This window comes from Micromonospora chaiyaphumensis (genome assembly GCF_900091435.1).
Lineage (GTDB): Bacteria > Actinomycetota > Actinomycetes > Mycobacteriales > Micromonosporaceae > Micromonospora > Micromonospora chaiyaphumensis.
Genome location: NZ_FMCS01000002.1, coordinates 352175 through 370695, shown reverse-complemented (window position 1 = coordinate 370695; position 18521 = coordinate 352175). Strand labels below are relative to the sequence as shown.

19 protein-coding genes and 1 tRNA gene are annotated in these 18521 nt (G+C 73.2%); 9 read left to right on the top strand and 11 right to left on the bottom strand.

Translation table 11 applies throughout. From position 1 onward, the window contains the following. The first annotated feature begins 170 nt into the window (after nt 1–170). From sepX to GA0070214_RS07465, 4 genes are all read left to right on the top strand, one after another. Nucleotides 171–953 carry a divisome protein SepX/GlpR gene (gene sepX, locus GA0070214_RS07480; RefSeq protein ID WP_208602674.1) on the top strand — a complete coding sequence of 261 codons (783 nt, stop codon included), beginning with the start codon at nt 171–173 and terminating at the stop codon, nt 951–953. A gap of 94 nt (nt 954–1047) precedes the next feature. Continuing rightward, on the top strand, nt 1048–1599 hold the full coding sequence (locus tag GA0070214_RS07475; RefSeq protein ID WP_091260694.1) for a dihydrofolate reductase family protein: 552 nt from the start codon (nt 1048–1050) through the stop codon (nt 1597–1599). 165 nt (nt 1600–1764) lie between these two features. Continuing rightward, nucleotides 1765–1838: transfer RNA gene (locus GA0070214_RS07470), tRNA-Ala, on the top strand. 96 nt (nt 1839–1934) lie between these two features. Beyond that, nucleotides 1935–2279 (top strand): VOC family protein, encoded by a 345-nt coding sequence (locus tag GA0070214_RS07465; protein WP_091260691.1) that lies wholly within the window; start codon nt 1935–1937, stop codon nt 2277–2279. A gap of 37 nt (nt 2280–2316) precedes the next feature. Here the strand turns inward: GA0070214_RS07465 and GA0070214_RS07460 are convergent, their stop codons facing one another. Further along, the gene (locus GA0070214_RS07460) at nt 2317–2781 is read right to left on the bottom strand and encodes a DUF1579 family protein (RefSeq protein WP_091260688.1); all 465 of its coding nucleotides are present in this window, start codon (nt 2779–2781) and stop codon (nt 2317–2319) included. 185 nt (nt 2782–2966) lie between these two features. Here GA0070214_RS07460 and GA0070214_RS07455 point away from each other — a divergent pair, with 185 nt between their 5' ends. Next, on the top strand, nt 2967–4145 hold the full coding sequence (locus GA0070214_RS07455; RefSeq protein WP_091260685.1) for a low temperature requirement protein A: 1179 nt from the start codon (nt 2967–2969) through the stop codon (nt 4143–4145). Between the two features lie 208 nt (nt 4146–4353). After that, a complete protein-coding gene (locus GA0070214_RS07450; protein ID WP_091260683.1) occupies nt 4354–4788 on the top strand; it encodes a hypothetical protein in 435 nt (144 codons plus the stop codon). A 374-nt stretch (nt 4789–5162) separates the two neighbouring features. On the opposite strand, the gene GA0070214_RS07445 is transcribed toward GA0070214_RS07450, so the two are convergent. The 5 genes from GA0070214_RS07445 to GA0070214_RS07425 form a co-directional block, all read right to left on the bottom strand. Further along, nucleotides 5163–6338, bottom strand: a complete 1176-nt coding sequence (locus GA0070214_RS07445) for a low temperature requirement protein A (protein WP_167364208.1) — start codon at nt 6336–6338, stop codon at nt 5163–5165. A 19-nt stretch (nt 6339–6357) separates the two neighbouring features. Continuing rightward, on the bottom strand, nt 6358–6549 hold the full coding sequence (locus GA0070214_RS07440; protein WP_091260679.1) for a general stress protein CsbD: 192 nt from the start codon (nt 6547–6549) through the stop codon (nt 6358–6360). A 120-nt stretch (nt 6550–6669) separates the two neighbouring features. Further along, nucleotides 6670–7395, bottom strand: coding sequence for a VOC family protein (locus GA0070214_RS07435; RefSeq protein WP_091260677.1), 726 nt, complete (start codon nt 7393–7395; stop codon nt 6670–6672). A gap of 106 nt (nt 7396–7501) precedes the next feature. Further along, a complete protein-coding gene (locus GA0070214_RS07430; protein ID WP_091260675.1) occupies nt 7502–8518 on the bottom strand; it encodes a DUF4352 domain-containing protein in 1017 nt (338 codons plus the stop codon). Between the two features lie 75 nt (nt 8519–8593). Further along, complete coding sequence (locus GA0070214_RS07425) at nt 8594–9250, bottom strand: 4'-phosphopantetheinyl transferase family protein (protein WP_091260673.1); 657 nt, start codon at nt 9248–9250, stop codon at nt 8594–8596. A 113-nt stretch (nt 9251–9363) separates the two neighbouring features. Between GA0070214_RS07425 and GA0070214_RS07420 the strand changes: the two genes are divergently transcribed. Beyond that, a complete protein-coding gene (locus GA0070214_RS07420; RefSeq protein ID WP_091260671.1) occupies nt 9364–9633 on the top strand; it encodes a hypothetical protein in 270 nt (89 codons plus the stop codon). Between the two features lie 54 nt (nt 9634–9687). Here GA0070214_RS07420 and GA0070214_RS07415 read toward each other — a convergent pair whose 3' ends face one another. The 3 genes from GA0070214_RS07415 to GA0070214_RS07405 form a co-directional block, all read right to left on the bottom strand. Next, nucleotides 9688–10461 (bottom strand): peptidase, encoded by a 774-nt coding sequence (locus GA0070214_RS07415; RefSeq protein WP_091260670.1) that lies wholly within the window; start codon nt 10459–10461, stop codon nt 9688–9690. 2 nt (nt 10462–10463) lie between these two features. Continuing rightward, nucleotides 10464–11744: a VWA domain-containing protein gene (locus GA0070214_RS07410; protein ID WP_091260668.1), complete on the bottom strand. Its 1281-nt coding sequence runs from the start codon at nt 11742–11744 to the stop codon at nt 10464–10466. 381 nt (nt 11745–12125) lie between these two features. Further along, on the bottom strand, nt 12126–13826 hold the full coding sequence (locus GA0070214_RS07405) for a dolichyl-phosphate-mannose--protein mannosyltransferase (protein ID WP_091260665.1): 1701 nt from the start codon (nt 13824–13826) through the stop codon (nt 12126–12128). A 92-nt stretch (nt 13827–13918) separates the two neighbouring features. On the opposite strand from GA0070214_RS07405, the gene rsmI reads away from it, so the two are divergent. Further along, the gene (rsmI, locus tag GA0070214_RS07400; protein WP_377462979.1) at nt 13919–14758 is read left to right on the top strand and encodes a 16S rRNA (cytidine(1402)-2'-O)-methyltransferase; all 840 of its coding nucleotides are present in this window, start codon (nt 13919–13921) and stop codon (nt 14756–14758) included. A 6-nt stretch (nt 14759–14764) separates the two neighbouring features. Here rsmI and GA0070214_RS07395 read toward each other — a convergent pair whose 3' ends face one another. Then, nucleotides 14765–15634 (bottom strand): hypothetical protein, encoded by an 870-nt coding sequence (locus tag GA0070214_RS07395; RefSeq protein ID WP_244167590.1) that lies wholly within the window; start codon nt 15632–15634, stop codon nt 14765–14767. 138 nt (nt 15635–15772) lie between these two features. Between GA0070214_RS07395 and metG the strand changes: the two genes are divergently transcribed. Next, nucleotides 15773–17575, top strand: coding sequence for a methionine--tRNA ligase (metG, locus tag GA0070214_RS07390; protein ID WP_091260657.1), 1803 nt, complete (start codon nt 15773–15775; stop codon nt 17573–17575). Nucleotides 17576–17633: 58 nt separating this feature from the next. Here the strand turns inward: metG and GA0070214_RS07385 are convergent, their stop codons facing one another. Continuing rightward, nucleotides 17634–18485: an alpha/beta fold hydrolase gene (locus tag GA0070214_RS07385; RefSeq protein ID WP_091260655.1), complete on the bottom strand. Its 852-nt coding sequence runs from the start codon at nt 18483–18485 to the stop codon at nt 17634–17636. Between the last annotated feature and the right edge of the window lie 36 nt (nt 18486–18521).

Sequence of the window (18521 nt, the reverse complement as noted above, 5' to 3'; positions counted from 1 at the left end):
ACTCGCCACGCCCGGCGCGGCGCACGGTGAAGTCGGTCGGCGGCCCGTAACCTCAAGTAACTGCAAGCTGTGGCAAGCGCTGCCTGCCCGCACGATCTGCGCCATAAACGACGGGCGACGGAAGAAGTTGCGGTCGTGTGGCGCTCGCCCCGAACTTGGTGACGGGAGGGGTGAGGGTGCCGACCTCGGTGCTCCTCGCCGTCCTCGCCGCCGCCGGTCTGCTCGCCCTCGCGCCGGCGCTGGTCCGCCGGTACGACGCCACCGAGCGGCTGGTGGCGGAGCGGGCGCAGTCGACGGCCCGGGTGCTCGAGCGCCGCCGTCGACGGCGCACCGTGCCCGGGCGGCGGCCGGTGCACCCGCCCCGCTCCCTGGTCGTCACGCTGAGTGAAGATTCCGACACGGGTAGTCTCTCCCGTCCCGTGTCGGCGCCACCCGCCCGCGGCCGCTCGGGGCGGCTCCGCGCGGTCCCGCCCGCTCCCGCCAAGTCCCGCCGACGGCACCCGCCGAAGCGGCGGCACACCCCCGCCGTCTACCGCCGCCGCCGGGTGCTCGCCGCGCTGCTGCTGCTCAACTTCGTCGAGCTGATCGGCGTGGTGCTGGTCAGCCCCGGATTCTGGATCAGCGTCTCGGTCACCGGCGCGCTGCTCGTGGCGTACGTCGTACACCTGCGGCAGCGGGCCCTCGCCGAGCGCCGGCGGCGGCGCGCGGAGGCCCGGGAAGCGGCGTGGCTGGCCGCCCGCCAGGCCGAGGTGCGCCGCGAGCAGGCCCGGCGCGCCGCGGCCCGGCGGGAGGCGCAGCGCCGCCTGGCCGCCCAGCGCGAGGCGGTCCGGCGTACCGCCATGGGGCTGGACCGGCCCGCGGACCTGCCGCCCGCCGCGAGCGGTGGCTCGGTCTCCTACCGCCGGGCCGGGGGCCTGCGGGGGCGGCCGTACCAGAGCGGGCGGGGCGCCTAAAACTTTTTCTGCCGGTGCTGTCGAATCCGGCGGGGGTCGTTCGACGGGTTGGTGAAGGCCGGTGCGGAGCCGGCCCGCGGACAGGGAGCTTCTGATGGCCAAGATCGTGTCGAACTTCTTCATCTCGCTCGACGGTGTCGTGGAGCGGCCGGAGCAGTGGCACTTCCCCTACTTCGACGACGAGATGGGCGCCGCCGTCGGGCGCGGGGTGGAGGAGACCACGGCGTTCCTGATGGGCCGCACGCAGTACCAGGAGTGGTCGGAGTTCTGGCCGAACCAGACCGGGGACGACATGGAGTTCGCGTCGTTCATCAACTCGGTGCCGAAGTACGTGCTGTCCAACACCCTCACCGAGGCGACCTGGCAGAACTCGCACCTGATCTCCGGCGACCCGGACCAGGTCGCGGCGCGGCTGCGGGAGATCAAGGAGAGCGCCGACGGGCAGATCGCCATGTCGGGCGGCGCCACCACGGTCCGGTGGCTGCTGGCCAACGGCCTGCTGGACGAGCTGCGACTGCTGGTCCACCCGATCGCCGTGGGCCACGGCCAGCGGCTCTTCGAGGACACGCCGACGCACCCGCTGCGGCTGGTGAGCAGCGAGACCTTCAAGAGCGGCGTCCTGAACCTGACGTACGTGCCCGCGTGAGGTCCGCTTCGAGATCTTGGAGGCTTCCGGCCCCTCGGGGGGCCGTTTCCCTCCAAGATCTCCTGCTGCGGTGGGGCGGTTCGCGTCGTGGGGGCCGGACCTGTTAGCCTTGGCGCCGGCCCGCCCGGTGAATGCCGGGTGGGACCGACGCTGGTACGCCAGCGGGGGGCTGTGGCGCAGACCGGTAGCGCACCTCGTTCGCATCGAGGGGGTCAGGGGTTCAAATCCCCTCAGCTCCACCCAGACAAAGGCCGTTTCCGTTCGCCGGAAGCGGCCTTTCCCGTCGTCTGGCCGGATCGGCGGTGCCACGTCCGCCTCGGCACTATGGTCGGGGAATGATCAATGGTGCGCACGTGATCATCTACAGCCGGGACGCGGAAGCGGACCGCGCCTTCCTGCGGGACGTGCTCGGCTACCACCACGTCGACGCCGGTCACGGCTGGCTCATCTTCCGGCTCCCGCCGGCCGAGGTCGCCGTGCACCCGGCCGAGGGCGAGACGTCCCACGAACTGTTCCTCATGTGCGACGACATCGCGGCGACCATGGCCGACCTGGCCGCGAAGGGCGTCGAGTTCACGATCCCGGTCACCGAGGAGCGGTGGGGGCTGCGTACCGCCCTGCGGCTCCCCGGCGGGAGCGACCTCGGCCTCTACGAACCGCGCCACCCGGTCGCGATCTGAACTGGCTCGCGCCCCGCCCCGGCCGGCAGCGAACGCGTCAGATCCGGCGTACCTCGGTGACCATGACCGGATAGGGGCCGGCGGGCATCTCGGCGGTGGCCTGGTCGGCGGGGATCACGTTGTCCATCCGCATGCGCAGGTGCCCGGCGTCACCCGCGTCGAACACGATCCGCCACGCCCAACCGCCGCCGTACTCGCCCGTCAGCTCGAACGTCGCGCCCGTCCCCGGGCCGCCGGTCAACGACATCGGCGTCGGCTGCTGGTGCCACGAGTCGCCCCAGACGGCGACCAGCGAGCCCTCCCGGTCACCGGCCCCGACGACGACCAGGCCGTCCTGCGGCCCGTCGTCCGGGTGCGTCCAGCAGTAGGCGATCGAGGTCAGATGACCACCGGCGGCCGTGGTCACGGTGACCGTGGCCGGCGACTCGGCCAGCGGGTCGGGGGGCATCAACCGGAACCCGTTGGTGCCGGCCCAGGACCCGGCGAAGTCAGCGAGGATCATCCGCCCACCATAGGGGCGCCGCGGGGCTGTCGAAGGTCTGCGACGACATGTTCGGCTGACCATCCCGGCCCGTCGCCCTGCTCCGCCCGGCCCGTCAGCGGTTTCGTCTATGCCCGCCAGCGGCCCGACCGCCGTGATAGGACTGCCTGAAACCGGTGCGAAGCGGACAGGAACGCGAGCGGTAGATGACGATCGGTGGCTGGCGATCGCTGTTGCAGGGCCGGGAGGGGGAACTGCTCCTCGACCTGGTCTACGTCTTCGTGCTGACCCGGTTCTCGCAGCGCCTCATCGAGGATTTCACCACGGACCGGCAGGTGGTCCTGCCCGAGGTCGGCCAGACGGTGCTCCTGCTGCTGGCGCTGTGGATGGTCTGGGTCCACGCGGCATGGGTGACCAGCCGGGCCGACCCGCAACAACCGGTGACCCAGCTGCTGATCGTCTGGACCATGTTCGGCAGCATGATCATCGCGGTCACCCTGCCGCACGCGTTCGGCGCGCGAGGGCTGCTCTTCGCGATCACGTACGTCGCCATCCAGGCCGGCAAGCCCGTCATCCTGCTGATCGCGCGCCGGGACGTCGAGCGGCACAGCCCGGCGCGGCACCTGTGGTGGGCCACGATGTCCGCCGTGCCGTGGATCGCCGGAGCGGCGCTGTTCCCGCAGAGCCCGGCGCGCGGGGTGCTCTGGACCGTCGCCGTCGCCATCGACTACGCGGGGCTCGTGTCCGGCTGGCCCGTGCCCCGGCTGGGCCGGACCGGAGCGGAGGACTGGCGGGTCGCGGGCCAGCACCTCGCGGAGCGGTATCAGCAGCTCATCGTCATCACGATCGGCGAGACCATCCTGCTCACCGGCGCGACCTTCGCCGACGACTTCACGCCGGACCGGGTGGCACCGAGCGTGTTGTCCTTCGCCACCGCGGTGCTGATGTGGCGGATCTACTTCCACCGGGCGGGAGCGGTGTTCTCCGCCGCCGTCGAGGTCGCCCCGCGCCCCGACAAGCTCGGCAAGTCCGGGTACTACACCCAGTTGGTCATCGTGACCGGCATTCTCGCCACCGGCGTCGGCTACGCGCTGGTCATCCACGAACCGGAGGGGCACCAGGATCCGCTCTGGCTGGCGGTCATCCTCGGTGGTCCCGCGCTCTTCCTCGCCGGGCGGGCCCGCCTGGAGTACGAGGTGTTCGCCCGGCTGTCCCCGTCCCGGGTGGTCGGACTTGTCGCGCTCGCCGCCGTGACGCCCGCGCTGCTGTACCGCGCGCCGCTGCTGGCGGCCGCTGCCGCCACGGTGATCCTGGCCGGCGTTGCGGCATGGGATGCGCAGGGCGAGCGCCGGCACCCCGAAGAGGCTCCCTCGCCACCGTCCTGACGACGGCCTGAACAGGCGCCCCGCAGCGTTGATCAAGAAGGTTGCGTCAGGAGTCGGGTCGGATCTGACCCAAACCTCTTGATCAACACCGCGGGGGGGCGTCTGCGGGGGGCTGTTGGTCTGGCTTGGGCCCGGCGAGCTGTCATCGGCAGGTTTGCGGTGTCACTCACTGCGCTCTCAGGCGGCCCGCCACCGGAGTCGACTGTCCGTGGCAGAGGTCTTGCAGCGCATCAAGGTGCCCTTGCTCGTGAGCCCGAGCGCTCCGGCGGGGCTGCAGAATGCGCCGGGATGCACGCCGGTGCGAACGGAGCTGGTGGTCGGCTTGGTCGTGCGCGGCGCGCTGGTGGTCCGCTTCGGTGCCGGCTTGGGGCTGGTCCGTGTCGGCTTCGGCGTCGGTTTCGGGGTCGGTCGGACCGTCGGGGCCGGCTTGCTCGTCGTCGCTGCCGGGGTCGGCGACTCGGCCGAACGCGTGGCTGCTGGCGAAGAGGAGTCGGATGGCTCCTCCAGTAGGTGCTGCGCCGAGGCGGAGGCGGTGGCGGAGCTGGCTGCGGACTTCTTGTCGTCCGAGCCGCCGATGGCAGACAGACCGCCTCCGCAGCAGCAGAGGAGAAGCACGCCGAGGACGGCCCCGCCGATCTTCTGACCCCTCGTCAAAGCGCGCCGCTGGCCGTTTCGTGCGCCGCCCTTGACCGAAGTGGGCGGAACAGGCGGCGGGAAGCTCTGGCGGTTGTGAACGCCCGGAGGCACCTGCGCCACTGGATACGGCGGGACCGCGCTGAACCGGGCGGTCGGCGGCTGCTGGGGTGGCGGAGGAGGTGGCGGCGCCTGCCCGCGCCATGGGTCCTGCGGTGGTGGGTACGTCACGCCTCTCAGTGTGCTTTCAGTCGCAACAATTGCCACCGGCTAACCGGCCACCCTGCGTGCCGACACCTCGACCCCCGGTCATATCGGAACGGTCCCACCGGTTGCCCGGAGCGACGAGTGGTGATCATCCACCCGGCCGGTGGGAAACGCTGGTCAGCCCGGTTCCGGTCCGACCGGCGACGGATCGCGGGACGTCCGCCGCTCGTAGCCGGCCAGCGCCACGAGCACCGCCGTGAGCAGCCCGAACGCGACCAGCGCGGGCAGCGCCCGAGCGACCGGCGCCAGCACGAGCACCAGGCCGACGACGACCGGTGGTGCGGGCGGGACGCCGGCGGCCGGCCACCCGAACAGCAACCGGCCGACCAGGTAGAGCGCCGCGCCGCCGTAGAGCACGCTCGCCGGGATCCAGCCGAGTGCGGCCGGCCGGTCGTCGCTCGTGAGCTGGGCGAGTACGAGGTGGATGCCGAGCGCGAAGTAGCTGATCCCGGCGATCAGCGGCAGGTGGGCCAGGGTGTAGGCGTCGGAGGCCAACTGCTGGCGGTGGCGGGTGTGGCGCGGGGCGGCGGCCAGCGCCCGCCCCACGGCCGGCGCGGTGCGCTGAAAGTAGAGCCACCACAGGCACACCGTCGCGGCGAAGCCCAGTAGGGCGGCCGCCAGCACCGGCGCGCGGGTGACGGCCGGACCGGTGCCGGCGCCCACGGACAGCAGCGACTCGCCGAGCGCGATGATCAGCACCAGGTTGTGCCGCTCGGCGAAGTGGGCGGCGCTGCGCACCTCGCCGAGGCTGGCGGCGGTGACGATCCGCCCACCGCCGTAGTCCACGAGGAAGGCCACCGTCCACAGGACGACCTGCGCGGTGCCGCCGTACACCGCGCCCAGCACGAGTGGCACCCAGGCGAGCGTGGTCGAGGCGGCGAAGTGGGCCGCCTGGCGGCGGATGCGCGGGTCACCGGCCGCCGCGCGGAAGAAGAGGGCCAGGTGCAGCGCCCGTACGGTGGCGTAGGCGACGGCCAGGGCCAGCGCGGCGTCCAGGGACCCGCCCGTGTGTTGCCACGCGTCGGGGATCACCAGTGCGGCCACGAAGATGGCCGCCATCGCCACGGTCGTCCCGGCCCGCACCACGCCGACGTCGGCCCGGACCAGGTTGCCCAGCCAGGTGTAGCAGCTCCACGCGTACCAGAACCAGAGCAGGAGCAGCAGGCCCTGGAACAGGCCGAGCGGGGTCGGGGCCTCGGCCATGAAGCTGATGATCCGGGTCAGCGCGAAGACCAGGACGAGGTCGAAGAAGATCTCGAACGTGGTGGCGCGGTGGGTTTCCGCGACCGGCACCGGCCGAGACCGGGACACCTCAAGCGGTGAAGTCGTCCCGCGCGTCCCCGGCGTCCTGCTGGACGTGCTCGCCGGGCCGCTTGCCCCGGATCTCGTCCTGGCGCCGCACCTCGTCCGCCTCGGACCGCTCGTTCCGGTTCATGTCGCCCAACCGCGCCCGGGCCGGGCCGGCCAGGTCCTCGAGGTCGTCCTTCGCCCGTTCGACGCTCATGCCGCCTCCCTCTGGTCGTGGCGATGCCGGGGGCTCGCCACCCCGTCCCGGTGGCGTCCCCGCTGGCCGGTGCCGCAAACCAGCCGGGACCGCGGGGACGCCGGCGAGGGTGGCCGCGGCTCAACCCGACAGACCGGCGGCCAGGTCTTCCGCGTGCCGCAGGGTGGCGGCCAGCCGCTCCCGGTCCTCGTCGCTCACCGGCACCGACCCCGCCCGCGCCAGCAGCTTCCGCGCGACCGCCGGCTCCACCAGCACCAGCGCCAGCTCGGCCCGGTAGATCAGCGCCTCGATGTGGACGACCGGGTCGTCGGCGGCGTCCGGCCGGGACAGCGCCGTGTCGAGGATCCGCGCGGCTTGCCGGTGGTCCCCCCGCGAGTCCGCCTGGACCACCGCGTTCTCCAGCGACCGGCTCAGCCGCCCGGTGGTCGCGTGCTCGCCGCCCGCCGAGGGGGCCGCGGTGCGGGCCACGAACCGGATCCAGTTGCCGCCGGGGTCGACGATGCTGAAGCCGCTGTGCCCGTCCTGGTTCTTCCGCACCCGGGGCCGGGTCATCCGCGGCACGCCGGAGACGAGCACCTTCCCGTACGCGGCCCGCAGGCCGGCGGCGAAGTCGCGGTGGATCCCGACGAGATCGTCCACGATGACCAGACAGGAGCCGTACGAGGTGGCCGGGTCGAACTCGGGCATCCCGAAGAAGTGCAGGTGAAGGTCCTCGCGGTGCAGCGCGAGATACGGGTTGGGTCGTGCCTGCCGGTAGCCGACCTGGAAGCCGAGGGCCTCGTAGAAGGGCGCCACGTCGTCCAGGGACCGGCAGGGCAGCAGGGGGATGGTCGTCTCGTGGGCCATCCGTTCTTCCTAGCGGCGCGGCGGCGGCGTTCGCACATGGAAATGTCCGAACGGATGAGGGGCCGGCCCCTTCCGGGACCGGCCCCTCGTGGGGTCGCGGAAGCTGTCACGGCTTCCAGGAGCCGGCGGTACGCAGGTGGTGCTGGTACTCCAGCGTGCCGTTCTTGTTCTTGACGTCGAAGATGAGCTGCCCCGTGCGCTTGGTGCCGCTGGGCAGGTTGTTGCCCGAGCCCATCAGCTTGCCGCAGCCGGAGAAGGCGCCGCCCACCCCGCTCTCCTCGGTGCCGTCGGAGCCGACCCACTTGAAGTAGAACGGGTTGACCGAGCCGGTGCCCTTGGTGACCTCGGCGGTCACGTCGGCGATCAGGTACATGCCGTTCTTCGGCCCCGGCATGTACTGCTGGCAGGCCTTGTCCTTGGTCCGGAAGTTGCTGACCGTGATCTCGACGGTGCCGTCGTCGTCGTTGATGATCAGGGTGTCACCCGAGGGCATGTTGAAGGTCTCGCCGTCGGTCCTGCCCGGCTCCGGCGTCGCCGAGGCGCCGCCGGTCGGCGCGTCGTCGATCGGGTTGCCGTAGGTGACGCCCGGGGTGGGCAGGTTGTCGATGGCGTCCTTGGTCTTCTGCGCCCCGCTGTAGATGGCGAAGATGCCGCCGCCGCAGCAGAGCAGCAGCATGACCGCCACCACGATGCCGACGGTGATCCAGACGTTCTTGTTGGACTTCTTGGGCGGCGGGCCGAACTGCCCCGGCGCGGGCGGGTACGGCCCGGTCGGCGGGTACGCCTCGCCGGGCGGCGGCGGGTACTGCCCGGGCGGCGGGGGGAACGCGGCCCCCGTGGCCGGGTACGCCGGCTGCGGCGCGCCGGGCGGCGGGTACGGCGTGCCCGAGATCGGCGGCTGCGGCGCGTACGGCGACTCCGGGGCGGGCGGGTACGCGCCACCCGGCGGCGGGTACGGCGCGCCGGAGGTCGGCGGCTGCGGCGCGCCCGAGACCGGCTGCTGCGGCGGCTGCGGGCTGCCGGGCACCGGCGGCATCGGCGCGGTGGGGAACGCCTGGGTCGGCGGTTCCTGAGGCTGCTGGTTCGGGTCCTGCGGTCCGAACGGAGGCTGAGGGTGGCTCACCGTACTCCTTGGGCGCCTTCGAGATCGTCAGTCGGGACGACGGTACAAGCCGACCGCAACGCGACCGTCAGGCCCTCACTCCGGTACCAGAACGGCCGCGGTGCGCACCAGATCGGCGTCCACGGCGAACCGGCCGGCTATCGACGACGGCGGATCGTCCACTGGGGCGGCGGCGAGGCGGGCCGGCGCGATCCGGGCGGTGAACGTGCCCGCCGCGGGGTCGAGCGTGACGCGGGCGTCGGGGAAGTCCAGCCAGGTGCCGACGAGCGGGTGCCAGACCTTGTAGACGGTCTCCTTGACGCTGAACAGCACGACCGACCAGGCCACCCCGCGGGGCAGGCGGGCCAGCTCCGCCTCCTCCTCGGGCAGGCAGACCTTCCGGCGTACCCCGGTGGGAAGGTCCCGGTGGCGCTCGGCGTCGATGCCCACCGCGCGGATGTCGGCGGCGCGGGCGGCGGCGGCCGCGCAGTAGCCCCGGGTGTGGGTGATGGCCCCGACGACGCCGGCCGGCCAGACCGGGGCGCGGTCGGTGCCCGTGGGCACCGGCGCCGCCGGCAGTCCCAGCCCGGCCAGCGCCCGGCGGGCGCAGACCCGGCCGGCGGTGAAGTCCCGGCGGCGGCCGGCCACGGCCCGCTCGCCCAGGCCGGCCCGCTCGGCCGGGAGCAGCGCGCCGGTCCAGTCCGCGGCTCCGGCCACCGCCACGGCGACCTCGGGCGGCAGAAGGTCCCGCATGACGCCGAAACGTACCGCAACCATGTAACGCCGGAGCGTCCCGGGACGCTGTTCGATCGTTCCGGGGAGGCACAGTCCACAAGCATCTCGTCCACTCACGAGAGGATCGGCCGATGACGCCTGGCGCGAAGGCGTCGGGATCACGACCGGGCGAGCACGCCCCCGTGACCCCCGACTGGACCTGTGGTTCCTGCGGTGAGGACTGGCCCTGCGCCACGAAACGCCGGCAACTGTTGGACGAGTACCAGGTGGACCGCGCCTCGCTGAGCGTCTATCTGGGCTCCTGCCTGGCCGCCGCCACGCAGGACCTGCGCGCCGCCCCGGTCGGCTCGCTCCAGGACCGGTTCATCGGCTGGGTGCCGCGCACCCCGCGTAGCCTCTGACCCGCGCTTCCGGTGGCCGCCGCGTCGGGTTCGCGGCGGCCACCGGTCGCGGGCTCAGGGCCGGCGGGCCCGCCGGGTCAGGGCGAACCCCACGACGCCCGCCACGGCGGCGAGTACGCCTCCCGCGCTGGTCCACACCCAGCGCGACCCGGGCTCCGGCAGCCAGCCGGTGAGGCCGACCTCGTCCTCGGCGACCGCCTCGGGCGCCGGCTCCGCCGTGAGCACCGTGCCGGCCCTGGTGTTCGCCACCAGCGGTGCCGCCAGCTCCCCGTCGTCGCCGGACCCGCCGCCGCCGGTGGCGGCCCCGACCAGCAGGTCCACGTCGACCGGCAGGCCCAGGTCGGGCTCGGGCAGGTCGGTGACCGAGAGCCGGAGGTAGTAGGTGCCGGGCAGCGGGTCGCCGGACCACGGCTCCGCCCAGGGCCGGACCCGGCGCAGCGTGCAGCCCAGCGCCACGCTGGCCGCGGTCGCCGCCGCGGTCGGGGTCTGCGCGCCGGCCGTGCACGCCTGGCGGCGGCGCAGGCCGTCGAAGACGTCGACGGTCCAGGTGGACGCTCCGGTGCGCGCCGTGCCGAAGGAGACCGTGGCCGTGACCTCGTGGACCTGGCCCGCCTCGGCGCGGAACGACCAGTAGAGGTGGTCACCGGTCGAGGCGGCCACCCGGACCGGCTGGCCGGGGGTGATGGTCGTGGCGGTCAGGAACGAGGTGCCGGCCTTGGTGACGGTGGCCGCGCCGGGCGACGGCGTGGGCGCCGCCGCGGCGGCCGCCGGGGTGAGGGCCAGCCCGGCGGCGGCCAGCGCCGCCGCGGAGCGGATCAGCGTACGCATCCTCAGTTCTCCCTCCAGGTGGCCACCCACCAGCGGGTGAGCAGCCCGGCGACCAGCCCGGTGACCAGACCGGCCAGGGTGAGCAGGAGCAGCAGTGCCCAGCCGCGGCCGAGGTCCGGCCCGTCCGGGGCGGGGGACGCGGCGACCACGTCCACGGTCAGCTCCACCGGCATGCCCGGGGTGACCTGGGTGCCGGCGCGCGGCGCGAACGAGTTGCTGACCACGAGGCACACGGTCCGCGCCGGCTGCACCCCGCTCGGCGCGGGCTCGGGGCTCTCCTCCTCGGCGGCCGACCAGCGCAGTCCGGCCGACACCACGTCGGTACGCCCGCTGCCGGCGTCGACACCCCGGACCAGTTCCCGCCCGTCCGGCGCGGTGGCCCGCAGCAGCACGCCGTAGTCGGGGTTCACCGGCCGGTCCAGCGCGACGCTCACCGAGGCGCGCAGTTCCTGCCCGGGGCGCACCGGAACCCGGTACCAGCGGTGCTCGGCGAACGCCTCCCGGTCGGTGTAGACGCCGGGGGCCAGCAGCGGTGCGTCGTCGCAGGCGGCCGACCCGCCGACCACGGTCGGGGTGGCCGTGTAGGTGTCCCGGGCCCGGTCCACCAGCTGCTTGATCCGCCCGGTCAGCTCGTCGGCGCTCTGCGCCGCGGTGTACGTGCCGCCGGTCGCCCCGGCGATGCAGAGCAGCTGGCGGCGGACCTTCTCGTCGGGGGCCAGGCCGAGCGTGTCGACGACCAGCCGGGTGCCCTGGGCGGCCAGCTCGCGGGCCACCTGGCAGGGGTCGGGTGGGGCGCAGGTGTCCTCGCCGTCGGTGATCAGCACGATCCGGCGGGCGGTGCTGCCGGTGCCCAGGTCCTGCGCGGCGGAGCGGAGCGCCAGCCCCACCGGGGTGAAGCCGGTCGGGCGCAGCGTGGCAACGGCCGCCTTGGCCTGCGTACGGTCCACGGGGCCGACCGGCACGATCTGCTGGGTGTCCCGGCAGCCCTGCGTCTTGTCCTTGCCCCGGTAGGTGGCGCCGAGCACCCGGATGCCGAGCTGGGTCCCGTCCGGCAGCGCGTCGACCACCTCGTTGAACGCCTGCTGCGCCACCGCGATCCGGCTACGCCCGTCGATGTCCCGGGCCCGCATCGAGCCGCTGACGTCCAGGACCAGTTCGACCTTGGGTGGCTCGGCGGGAGGCTCGGCGGTCTCGTCGTCGGCCGCGGCGGGCGGCGGACCGATCAGCGCGGTCGCCGCCAGCAGTCCGAGAAGGACGGCCGCCGGTCGTCTCTTGTTGATCACCGGGCGAAGTGTAGTGAGATCCACTGTGGAAGATCATCGGGGTCCGGCCATCAGGATCGCTCGATGCATCAGGCGGCATGATCAGGGGCTGGTCCGCGCGTCGGCGAATGGTAAGGAATTCGTGACGTTTCCGCAGCGTGACGGACCGTAAGGTGCCCGATGTAAACCTTTTGCGGGGTGGCGCATTCGTCGGAAATCTGACCACGGCCGACCCGTTGTGCCGCTGCCGCACTGTGGTTAAGCTCTGTCTTGCGCGCCCCAATCGCCCGCTTCCCCCGTGGCAGGCGATCGGGGCGCGCTTTTTCGTACTCCCGGGTTTTCGCGCCGCGGGCGCCCGACAGGGTCCGGCCCCGATCGCAACCGATTTTCCGGCGGCGCCGCTCAGATCCAGCGACCGTCCAGCCACATCCGGGCCGACCAGTCCGCGTAGGCCATGAGCCGCCCCACGAAGATCGGGTAGAAGTAGCCGAAGCAGAGGGCGACGAGCAGCACGTACGCGCCCGCGACGATCCCGCCGACCAGACGGCGGTCGGAGGTGTCCTCGGCGCTCGGCGGCGCCGCCGTGCCCGGCGCCGGGGCGGGCGAGATGATCGCGCCGAGCACGTAGACCACCGCGAGCACCAGGAACGGCACCGCCGGCGCGGCGTAGAACGAGAACATCGTGCGGCCGTCGAGGGCGAACCAGAACCAGGGCAGCAGGCCGGCGGCCACGCTGAGCAGGATGGCGCCGGCCCGCCAGTCGCGCCGCGCCAGCCCGAGCCAGACGGTCGCCGCCAGCGCCGGCAGGAACGACCACCAGAGCAGCGGCGTGCCCAGCAGCAGGATCTCGGAGGCGCAGCTCGGCGCGCCGCAGTTGCCGTCGCCGGACCAGTAGAAGGCGACCGGACGGCCGAGCAGCAGCCACTGCCACGGCCAGGACTGGTACTTGTGCGGATCGTCGAGCTGGGTGTGGAAGCCGTACGCGGCCTTGTGGTATTCCCACAGGTTGATCAGGGGCCCGATGACCGGGGTGTCGCTCAGCCCCGGGGTGTTCGGGTAGCGGCTGGCCAGGCGGTAGTAGCCCTCGTCGCCGAGCAGCCAGCCCGACCAGGTGAGCACGTAGGTGACGACCATCAGCACGCCGGCCGCCAGCAGCCAGGGCAGCTCGTCCAGCAGGGCGTCCCGCCACGGGCGGCGGACCCCGGCCGAGCGGCGGACGCCGACCTCCCAGAGGAGCACCAGCAGCGCGAAGGCCGGGACGAAGTAGAGGCCGCTCCACTTCACCGCGCAGGCGCAGCCGAGCAGCACCCCGGCGGCCAGCCGCCACCACGGCCAGTCGCGCCACGTCGACGGGGGCCGGCCCGCCCGCCCCGGCAGCGACGGGTCGAGCCCCGCCTCCAGCGCCCGGGCCCAGCGCCGGCGCCGGGCGTCGCGGTCGAGCACCAGCGCGCCGAAGGCGGCCAGCACGAACAGCAGCAGGAAGATGTCGAGCAGCGCGGTGCGGGAGAGCACGAAGTGGAAGCCGTCCAGGGCGAGCAGCAGCCCGGCCGCGCAGCCCAGCGTGGTGGACCGGAACATCCGCCGGCCGATGCGCACCAGCAGCAGCACCGACAGCGTGCCGGCGACGGCCGCCGCGAACCGCCAGCCGAACTCGGGGGCGGTGGTCATGAGGTGCCCCGGCACGGAGATCTTGGTCTCGGCGTCCTGGTAGCCGAAGGCCCACTCGCCGAGGCCGATGAGCCACTTGCCCAGTGGCGGGTGCACCACGTACGACGGGCCGTTGTCCTTGTAGTTCCACTCGACGCCGCGGTCGATCAGCCCGTAGGCGTCGCGCGCGTAGTAGATCTCGTCGAAGATCTTCCCGTTGGGGCCACTCAGCCCGACGAAGCGCAGGATCGCCGCGATCGCCACCACGACCCCGGTGGCCAGCCAGGCGCGCCCCCGATCGAGGCGGGCATCGAGGGTGTCGAGCCGTCGCCGGACGACGGCCGGGATCCGGCCACCGCCGCCGCTCGTCGCGGGGCCGGCGGCCCGGTCGGCGGTGGTCGCCTCGACGGCGGACCCGCCCGCGTTCGCGCTCTGTGCTGTCGACGCACTCGTCACCCGGCGATCGTAGGCTGCGAAGGTGCCCGGTGGCGCCCGTCGTCTCCGAGATTGGTACGGCCGTCGATGAAGGAGCGCACGTCGTGGGTGAAATGTCCGAGGTTGGTCGCCTGGTGCTGCTCGGCGCGCCACTGGGCAACCCGGCCGACGCCTCGGCCCGCTTCCGGGAGGTGCTCGCCGCCGCCGACGTGGTCGCCGCCGAGGACACCCGCCGGCTCACCCGGCTGGCCCGCGACCTGGCGGTCACCGTGCCGGGCCGGATCGTCTCCTACTTCGAGGGCAACGAGGAGCGGCGCACCCCGGAACTGGTCGACGTGCTCGCCGCCGGCTACACGGTCGCCCTGGTCACCGACGGCGGCATGCCCAGCGTCTCCGACCCCGGCTACCGGCTGGTCCGGGCCGCCCTCGACGCCGGGATCCCGGTGACCGCGGCCCCCGGCCCGAGCGCCGTGACCACCGCCCTGGCGCTGTCCGGGCTGCCCTGCGACCGGTTCTGCTTCGAGGGCTTCCTGCCCCGCACGCCCGGCGCCCGCCGGTCCCGGCTGCGCGCGCTCGCCGCCGAGGAGCGCACCCTGGTGCTCTTCGAGGCGCCGCACCGGATCGCCGGGGCGCTCGCCGACCTGGCCGAGGCGTTCGGTCCGGACCGGCCCGCCGCGCTCTGCCGCGAGCTGACGAAGACCTACGAGGAGGTGGTCCGCCGGCCGCTCGGCGAGCTGGCCGAGTGGGCCGCGGCGGGCGAGCCGCGCGGCGAGATCACCCTGGTCGTGGCCGGGGCGCCACCGGTCGCGGCGGTCCGGCCCGACGACGACACCCTGCGCGCCGCCGTGGCGGCGCGCGAGGCGGCCGGGCTGTCGCGGCGCGACGCCATCACCGAGGTCGCCACCGAGTACGGGCTACGCCGCCGCGACGTCTACACGGTCGTGCACAGCTGACCGTCGTCACCAGGCCGAGGCCAGGAACCCGACGGTGATCAGCAGCGGGCCGGCCAGCGCCACCCCCACCGCCCAGCGGCGGTGCCGGGGGTCCGGCAGCCGGGTCGCGCCGGTCCACCGGGCGATCCCGGCCGCGCAGCCGGCCACCAGCAGCAGGCCGAGCAGCCAGCGCAGGTGCCGGCCGGCGCCGGTGTCCGCGTAGGCGGTGCCGGCGGCCGGCCCGGTCATCCGCGCGGGCAGCACCGAGCCGGTGGCGCTGCGCTCGGCCGGCACCCCGCTGACCCGTACCCCGTGGGCCAGGAAGCCCTGGCCGTCGGCCAGGAACAGCCCCCGGCAGCGCTGGGTCAGCCCGCCGCCGGTGCAGTCGGTGATCACCACCGAGCCGTCGGTCCCGTGCCCCACGGCCAGCCAGAGCGGGCCGGCGCTCACCCAGGCGAAGAACGCGGCCAGCAGGGTCAGCGACAGCAGGACGGACAGCCCGGTGACCGGGTCCGGAGGCCGGGCCGCGCGGGCCCGCTCGCGCCGGGTCGCCCACCGGCGCACCGGCCACGGGGCGGACCGGCGGCGCGGCTCCTCCCGCAGCGGGGTGCCGTCCCAGTGCACCTCCTCGATGGGCGCCCAGGGGGTCCCGCCGTCCGCCGTGCCGAACCGCCGCTGCCAGCGCGGTTGCCGGACCGGCACCCGCCGGGGGACGGCGTCCACGGGCGCCCCGGTGGTCGGCTCCACCTCCACGGGCGGGTCCGCCGGGTCCGCCCGGGGCTGGGGAGCCACCGACGCCGCGCGCGCCGGGGTCCGCCGCGCGGCCTCCTCGGCCGCCGGCGCGGAGGAGGGCCCACCGGGCCCGGGCGCCGCTGGTCTGCTGGTCACGCCGTTCATTTCACACCGGCAGGTCGGGGCTGCCGGGCAGCTCACACCGCGTGTCGGCGACAAATCGGACGTACGGCCGGGGTCGGCTGGTGGGACGCGCCCTATTGGTTCGCAGGTGGCCCGTGGCAATCACTAGGCTTGACGCTCATGAGTCACGTTCTCGCCGCGGTCGCCTGGCCCTACGCCAACGGCCCGCGCCACATCGGCCACGTATCCGGATTCGGCGTTCCCTCCGACGTCTTCGCCCGGTACATGCGGATGGCCGGTCACGACGTGCTCATGGTCTCGGGCACCGACGAGCACGGCACCCCGATCCAGGTGCAGGCCGACGCCGAGGGGGTCACCCCCCGCGAGCTGGCCGACCGCTACAACCGGGTGATCGCCGAGGACCTGCGGGCGCTGGGCCTGTCGTACGACCTGTTCACCCGCACCACCACCCGCAACCACTACGCCGTGGTGCAGGAGCTGTTCGAGGGCCTCCACCGCAACGGCTACATCGTCCCCAAGGTCACCACCGGTGCGATCTCCCCGTCGACCGGCCGGACCCTGCCCGACCGCTACATCGAGGGCACCTGCCCGATCTGCGGCTACGACAGCGCCCGGGGCGACCAGTGCGACAACTGCGGCAACCAGCTCGACCCGATCGACCTGATCAACCCCAAGTCGAAGATCAACGGCGAGACGCCGGAGTTCGTGGAGACCGAGCACTTCTTCCTCGACCTGCCCGCCCTGGCCGACGCGCTGCGGCAGTGGCTGGACACCCGGGAGGGCTGGCGGCCCAACGTGCTGCGCTTCTCGCGCAACCTGCTCGACGACCTCCAGCCCCGGGCCATCACCCGGGACCTGGAGTGGGGTGTGCCGATCCCGCTCGACGGCTGGCGTGACCGGCCCGACAAGCGGATCTACGTCTGGTTCGACGCGGTGATCGGCTACCTGTCCGCCTCCATCGAGTGGGCCCGCCGCACCGGGGACCCGGAGGCCTGGCGCAAGTGGTGGTCCGCCGACGGCGAGGGCAAGGACGCCCGCGGCTACTACTTCATGGGCAAGGACAACATCGTCTTCCACTCGGTGATCTGGCCGGCGCTGCTCGGCGGCTACTCCGGCGAGGGCTCCCGGGACGGCGAGCCGGGCGAGCTGGGCCGGCTCAACCTGCCCACCGAGGTGGTCTCCAGCGAATACCTGACCATGGAGGGCCGCAAGTTCTCCTCCTCCCGCAAGGTCGTCATCTACGTCCGTGACTTCCTGGAGCGGTACGACGCCGACGCGCTGCGCTACTTCATCGCGGTCGCCGGTCCGGAGAGCAACGACACCGACTTCACCTGGGCCGAGTTCCTCCGCCGCAACAACGACGAGCTGGTCGCCGGCTGGGGCAACCTGGTCAACCGGTCGATCTCGATGGCGGCGAAGAACTTCGGGGTGATCCCGCCGGTGAGCCCGGCCGGGCTCACCGACGCCGACCGGGCCCTGCTGGAGACCGCCCGGGCGGGCTTCGCCACCGTCGGCGACCTGATCGCCCGGCACCGGCAGAAGCAGGCCATCGGCGAGGCCATGAAGGTCGTCGCCGAGGCCAACAGGTACCTGTCCGAGCAGGCGCCCTGGAAGCTCAAGGGCGAGGACGACAAGCCGCGGATGGGCACCATCCTGCACGTCGCCCTCCAGGTGGTCAGCGACGCCAACACGCTGCTCACGCCGTTCCTGCCGCACTCCGCGCAGAAGATCCACGAGCTGCTCGGCGGCACCGGGGTGCACGCGCCCATGCCCAGGATCGAGGAGGTCGAGGACCTCGACGGCGGGCCGGGATACCCGGTGCTGACCGGTGACTACACGGTCGGTGCGCGCTGGGAGTCCGTACCCCTGGAGGCGGGCCGGCCGCTCGCGGCGCCCAAGCCGGTGTTCCGCAAGCTCGACCCGTCGATCGTCGACGAGGAGCTGGCCCGGCTGGCCGGCTGAGCCGACCGACGCACGACCGCGGCCCCGGGGTCTCCCCGGGGCCGTCGTCGTCGGTGGCTCAGGCGCGGGCCATCTGCGGCGCGCCGATGAACTCCATGATCGCCTTGTTGACCTCGGTGGGGTGCGTCCACGGGGTGCCGTGCGGCGCGCCCTTCAGGGTGACCATCTGGCAGTTGGACAGCATGTGCTGCAACCGCTGACCCGTGGCCGGGTACGGCAGCACGTTGTCCTTGTCGCCCTGGATGATCAGCACGGGGATGTTGATGTTCGGCAGGTCGCCCCGGAAGTCCGTGAGCCAGGCGTCGACGGAGTCGTGGCTGCCCTTCGCCGATGCCCGCGCGCCGATCTCCCAGTGCGCCCGGTACGCCTCCTCGCTCACCCATTTGCCCTTGGTCTCGCTGTAGTTGAAGAAAGCGTTGCAGAACTGCGTCAGGTAGGCGAACCGGTCCTGGATGATGGCCGCCTTGAACCCCTCGAACAGGCTCTTGTCGACCCCCTCCGGATTGTCGGCCGTCTTCAGCAGGAACGGCGCCAACGGTGCCATCAGGACCGCGCGGTCCACCCGGTCCGACCCGTACGCCCCCAGGTAGCGGGTCACCTCGCCGGTGCCCATCGAGTGCCCGATCAGGATCGCGTTGCGCAGGTCCAGCTCGGTCATCAGCACGTCCAGGTCGGCCGCGAAGGTGTTGTAGTCGTAGCCGAACGACGGTTGGGCGGAGTTGCCGAAACCGCGCCGGTCGTACGTGATCACCCGGTAGCCGGCCGCGAGCAGCGGATTGGCCATCTTCTCCCAGGTCGCCCCGTTGAACGGGAATCCGTGGATCAGGACGATCGGCTGGCCGGAGCCGTGATCCTCGTAGTAGAGGTCGATGGGTGCGGAATTCTCCGTACCGACGGTGACGAAAGGCATGTCGGGTTCTCTCCTTGCGTGCGTCTCGGACGCCCG

Coding starts and splice junctions, on each gene's coding strand:
- GA0070214_RS07475 (WP_091260694.1), top strand. CDS start 1,048: ATGGCCAAGATCGTGTCGAACTTCTTCATCTCGCTCGACGGTGTCGTG.
- GA0070214_RS07465 (WP_091260691.1), top strand. CDS start 1,935: ATGATCAATGGTGCGCACGTGATCATCTACAGCCGGGACGCGGAAGCG.
- GA0070214_RS07460 (WP_091260688.1), bottom strand. CDS start 2,781: ATGATCCTCGCTGACTTCGCCGGGTCCTGGGCCGGCACCAACGGGTTC.
- GA0070214_RS07455 (WP_091260685.1), top strand. CDS start 2,967: ATGACGATCGGTGGCTGGCGATCGCTGTTGCAGGGCCGGGAGGGGGAA.
- GA0070214_RS07440 (WP_091260679.1), bottom strand. CDS start 6,549: ATGAGCGTCGAACGGGCGAAGGACGACCTCGAGGACCTGGCCGGCCCG.
- GA0070214_RS07435 (WP_091260677.1), bottom strand. CDS start 7,395: ATGGCCCACGAGACGACCATCCCCCTGCTGCCCTGCCGGTCCCTGGAC.
- GA0070214_RS07425 (WP_091260673.1), bottom strand. CDS start 9,250: ATGCGGGACCTTCTGCCGCCCGAGGTCGCCGTGGCGGTGGCCGGAGCC.
- GA0070214_RS07420 (WP_091260671.1), top strand. CDS start 9,364: ATGACGCCTGGCGCGAAGGCGTCGGGATCACGACCGGGCGAGCACGCC.
- GA0070214_RS07415 (WP_091260670.1), bottom strand. CDS start 10,461: ATGCGTACGCTGATCCGCTCCGCGGCGGCGCTGGCCGCCGCCGGGCTG.
- rsmI (WP_377462979.1), top strand. CDS start 13,919: ATGTCCGAGGTTGGTCGCCTGGTGCTGCTCGGCGCGCCACTGGGCAAC.
- GA0070214_RS07395 (WP_244167590.1), bottom strand. CDS start 15,634: ATGAACGGCGTGACCAGCAGACCAGCGGCGCCCGGGCCCGGTGGGCCC.
- metG (WP_091260657.1), top strand. CDS start 15,773: ATGAGTCACGTTCTCGCCGCGGTCGCCTGGCCCTACGCCAACGGCCCG.
- GA0070214_RS07385 (WP_091260655.1), bottom strand. CDS start 18,485: ATGCCTTTCGTCACCGTCGGTACGGAGAATTCCGCACCCATCGACCTC.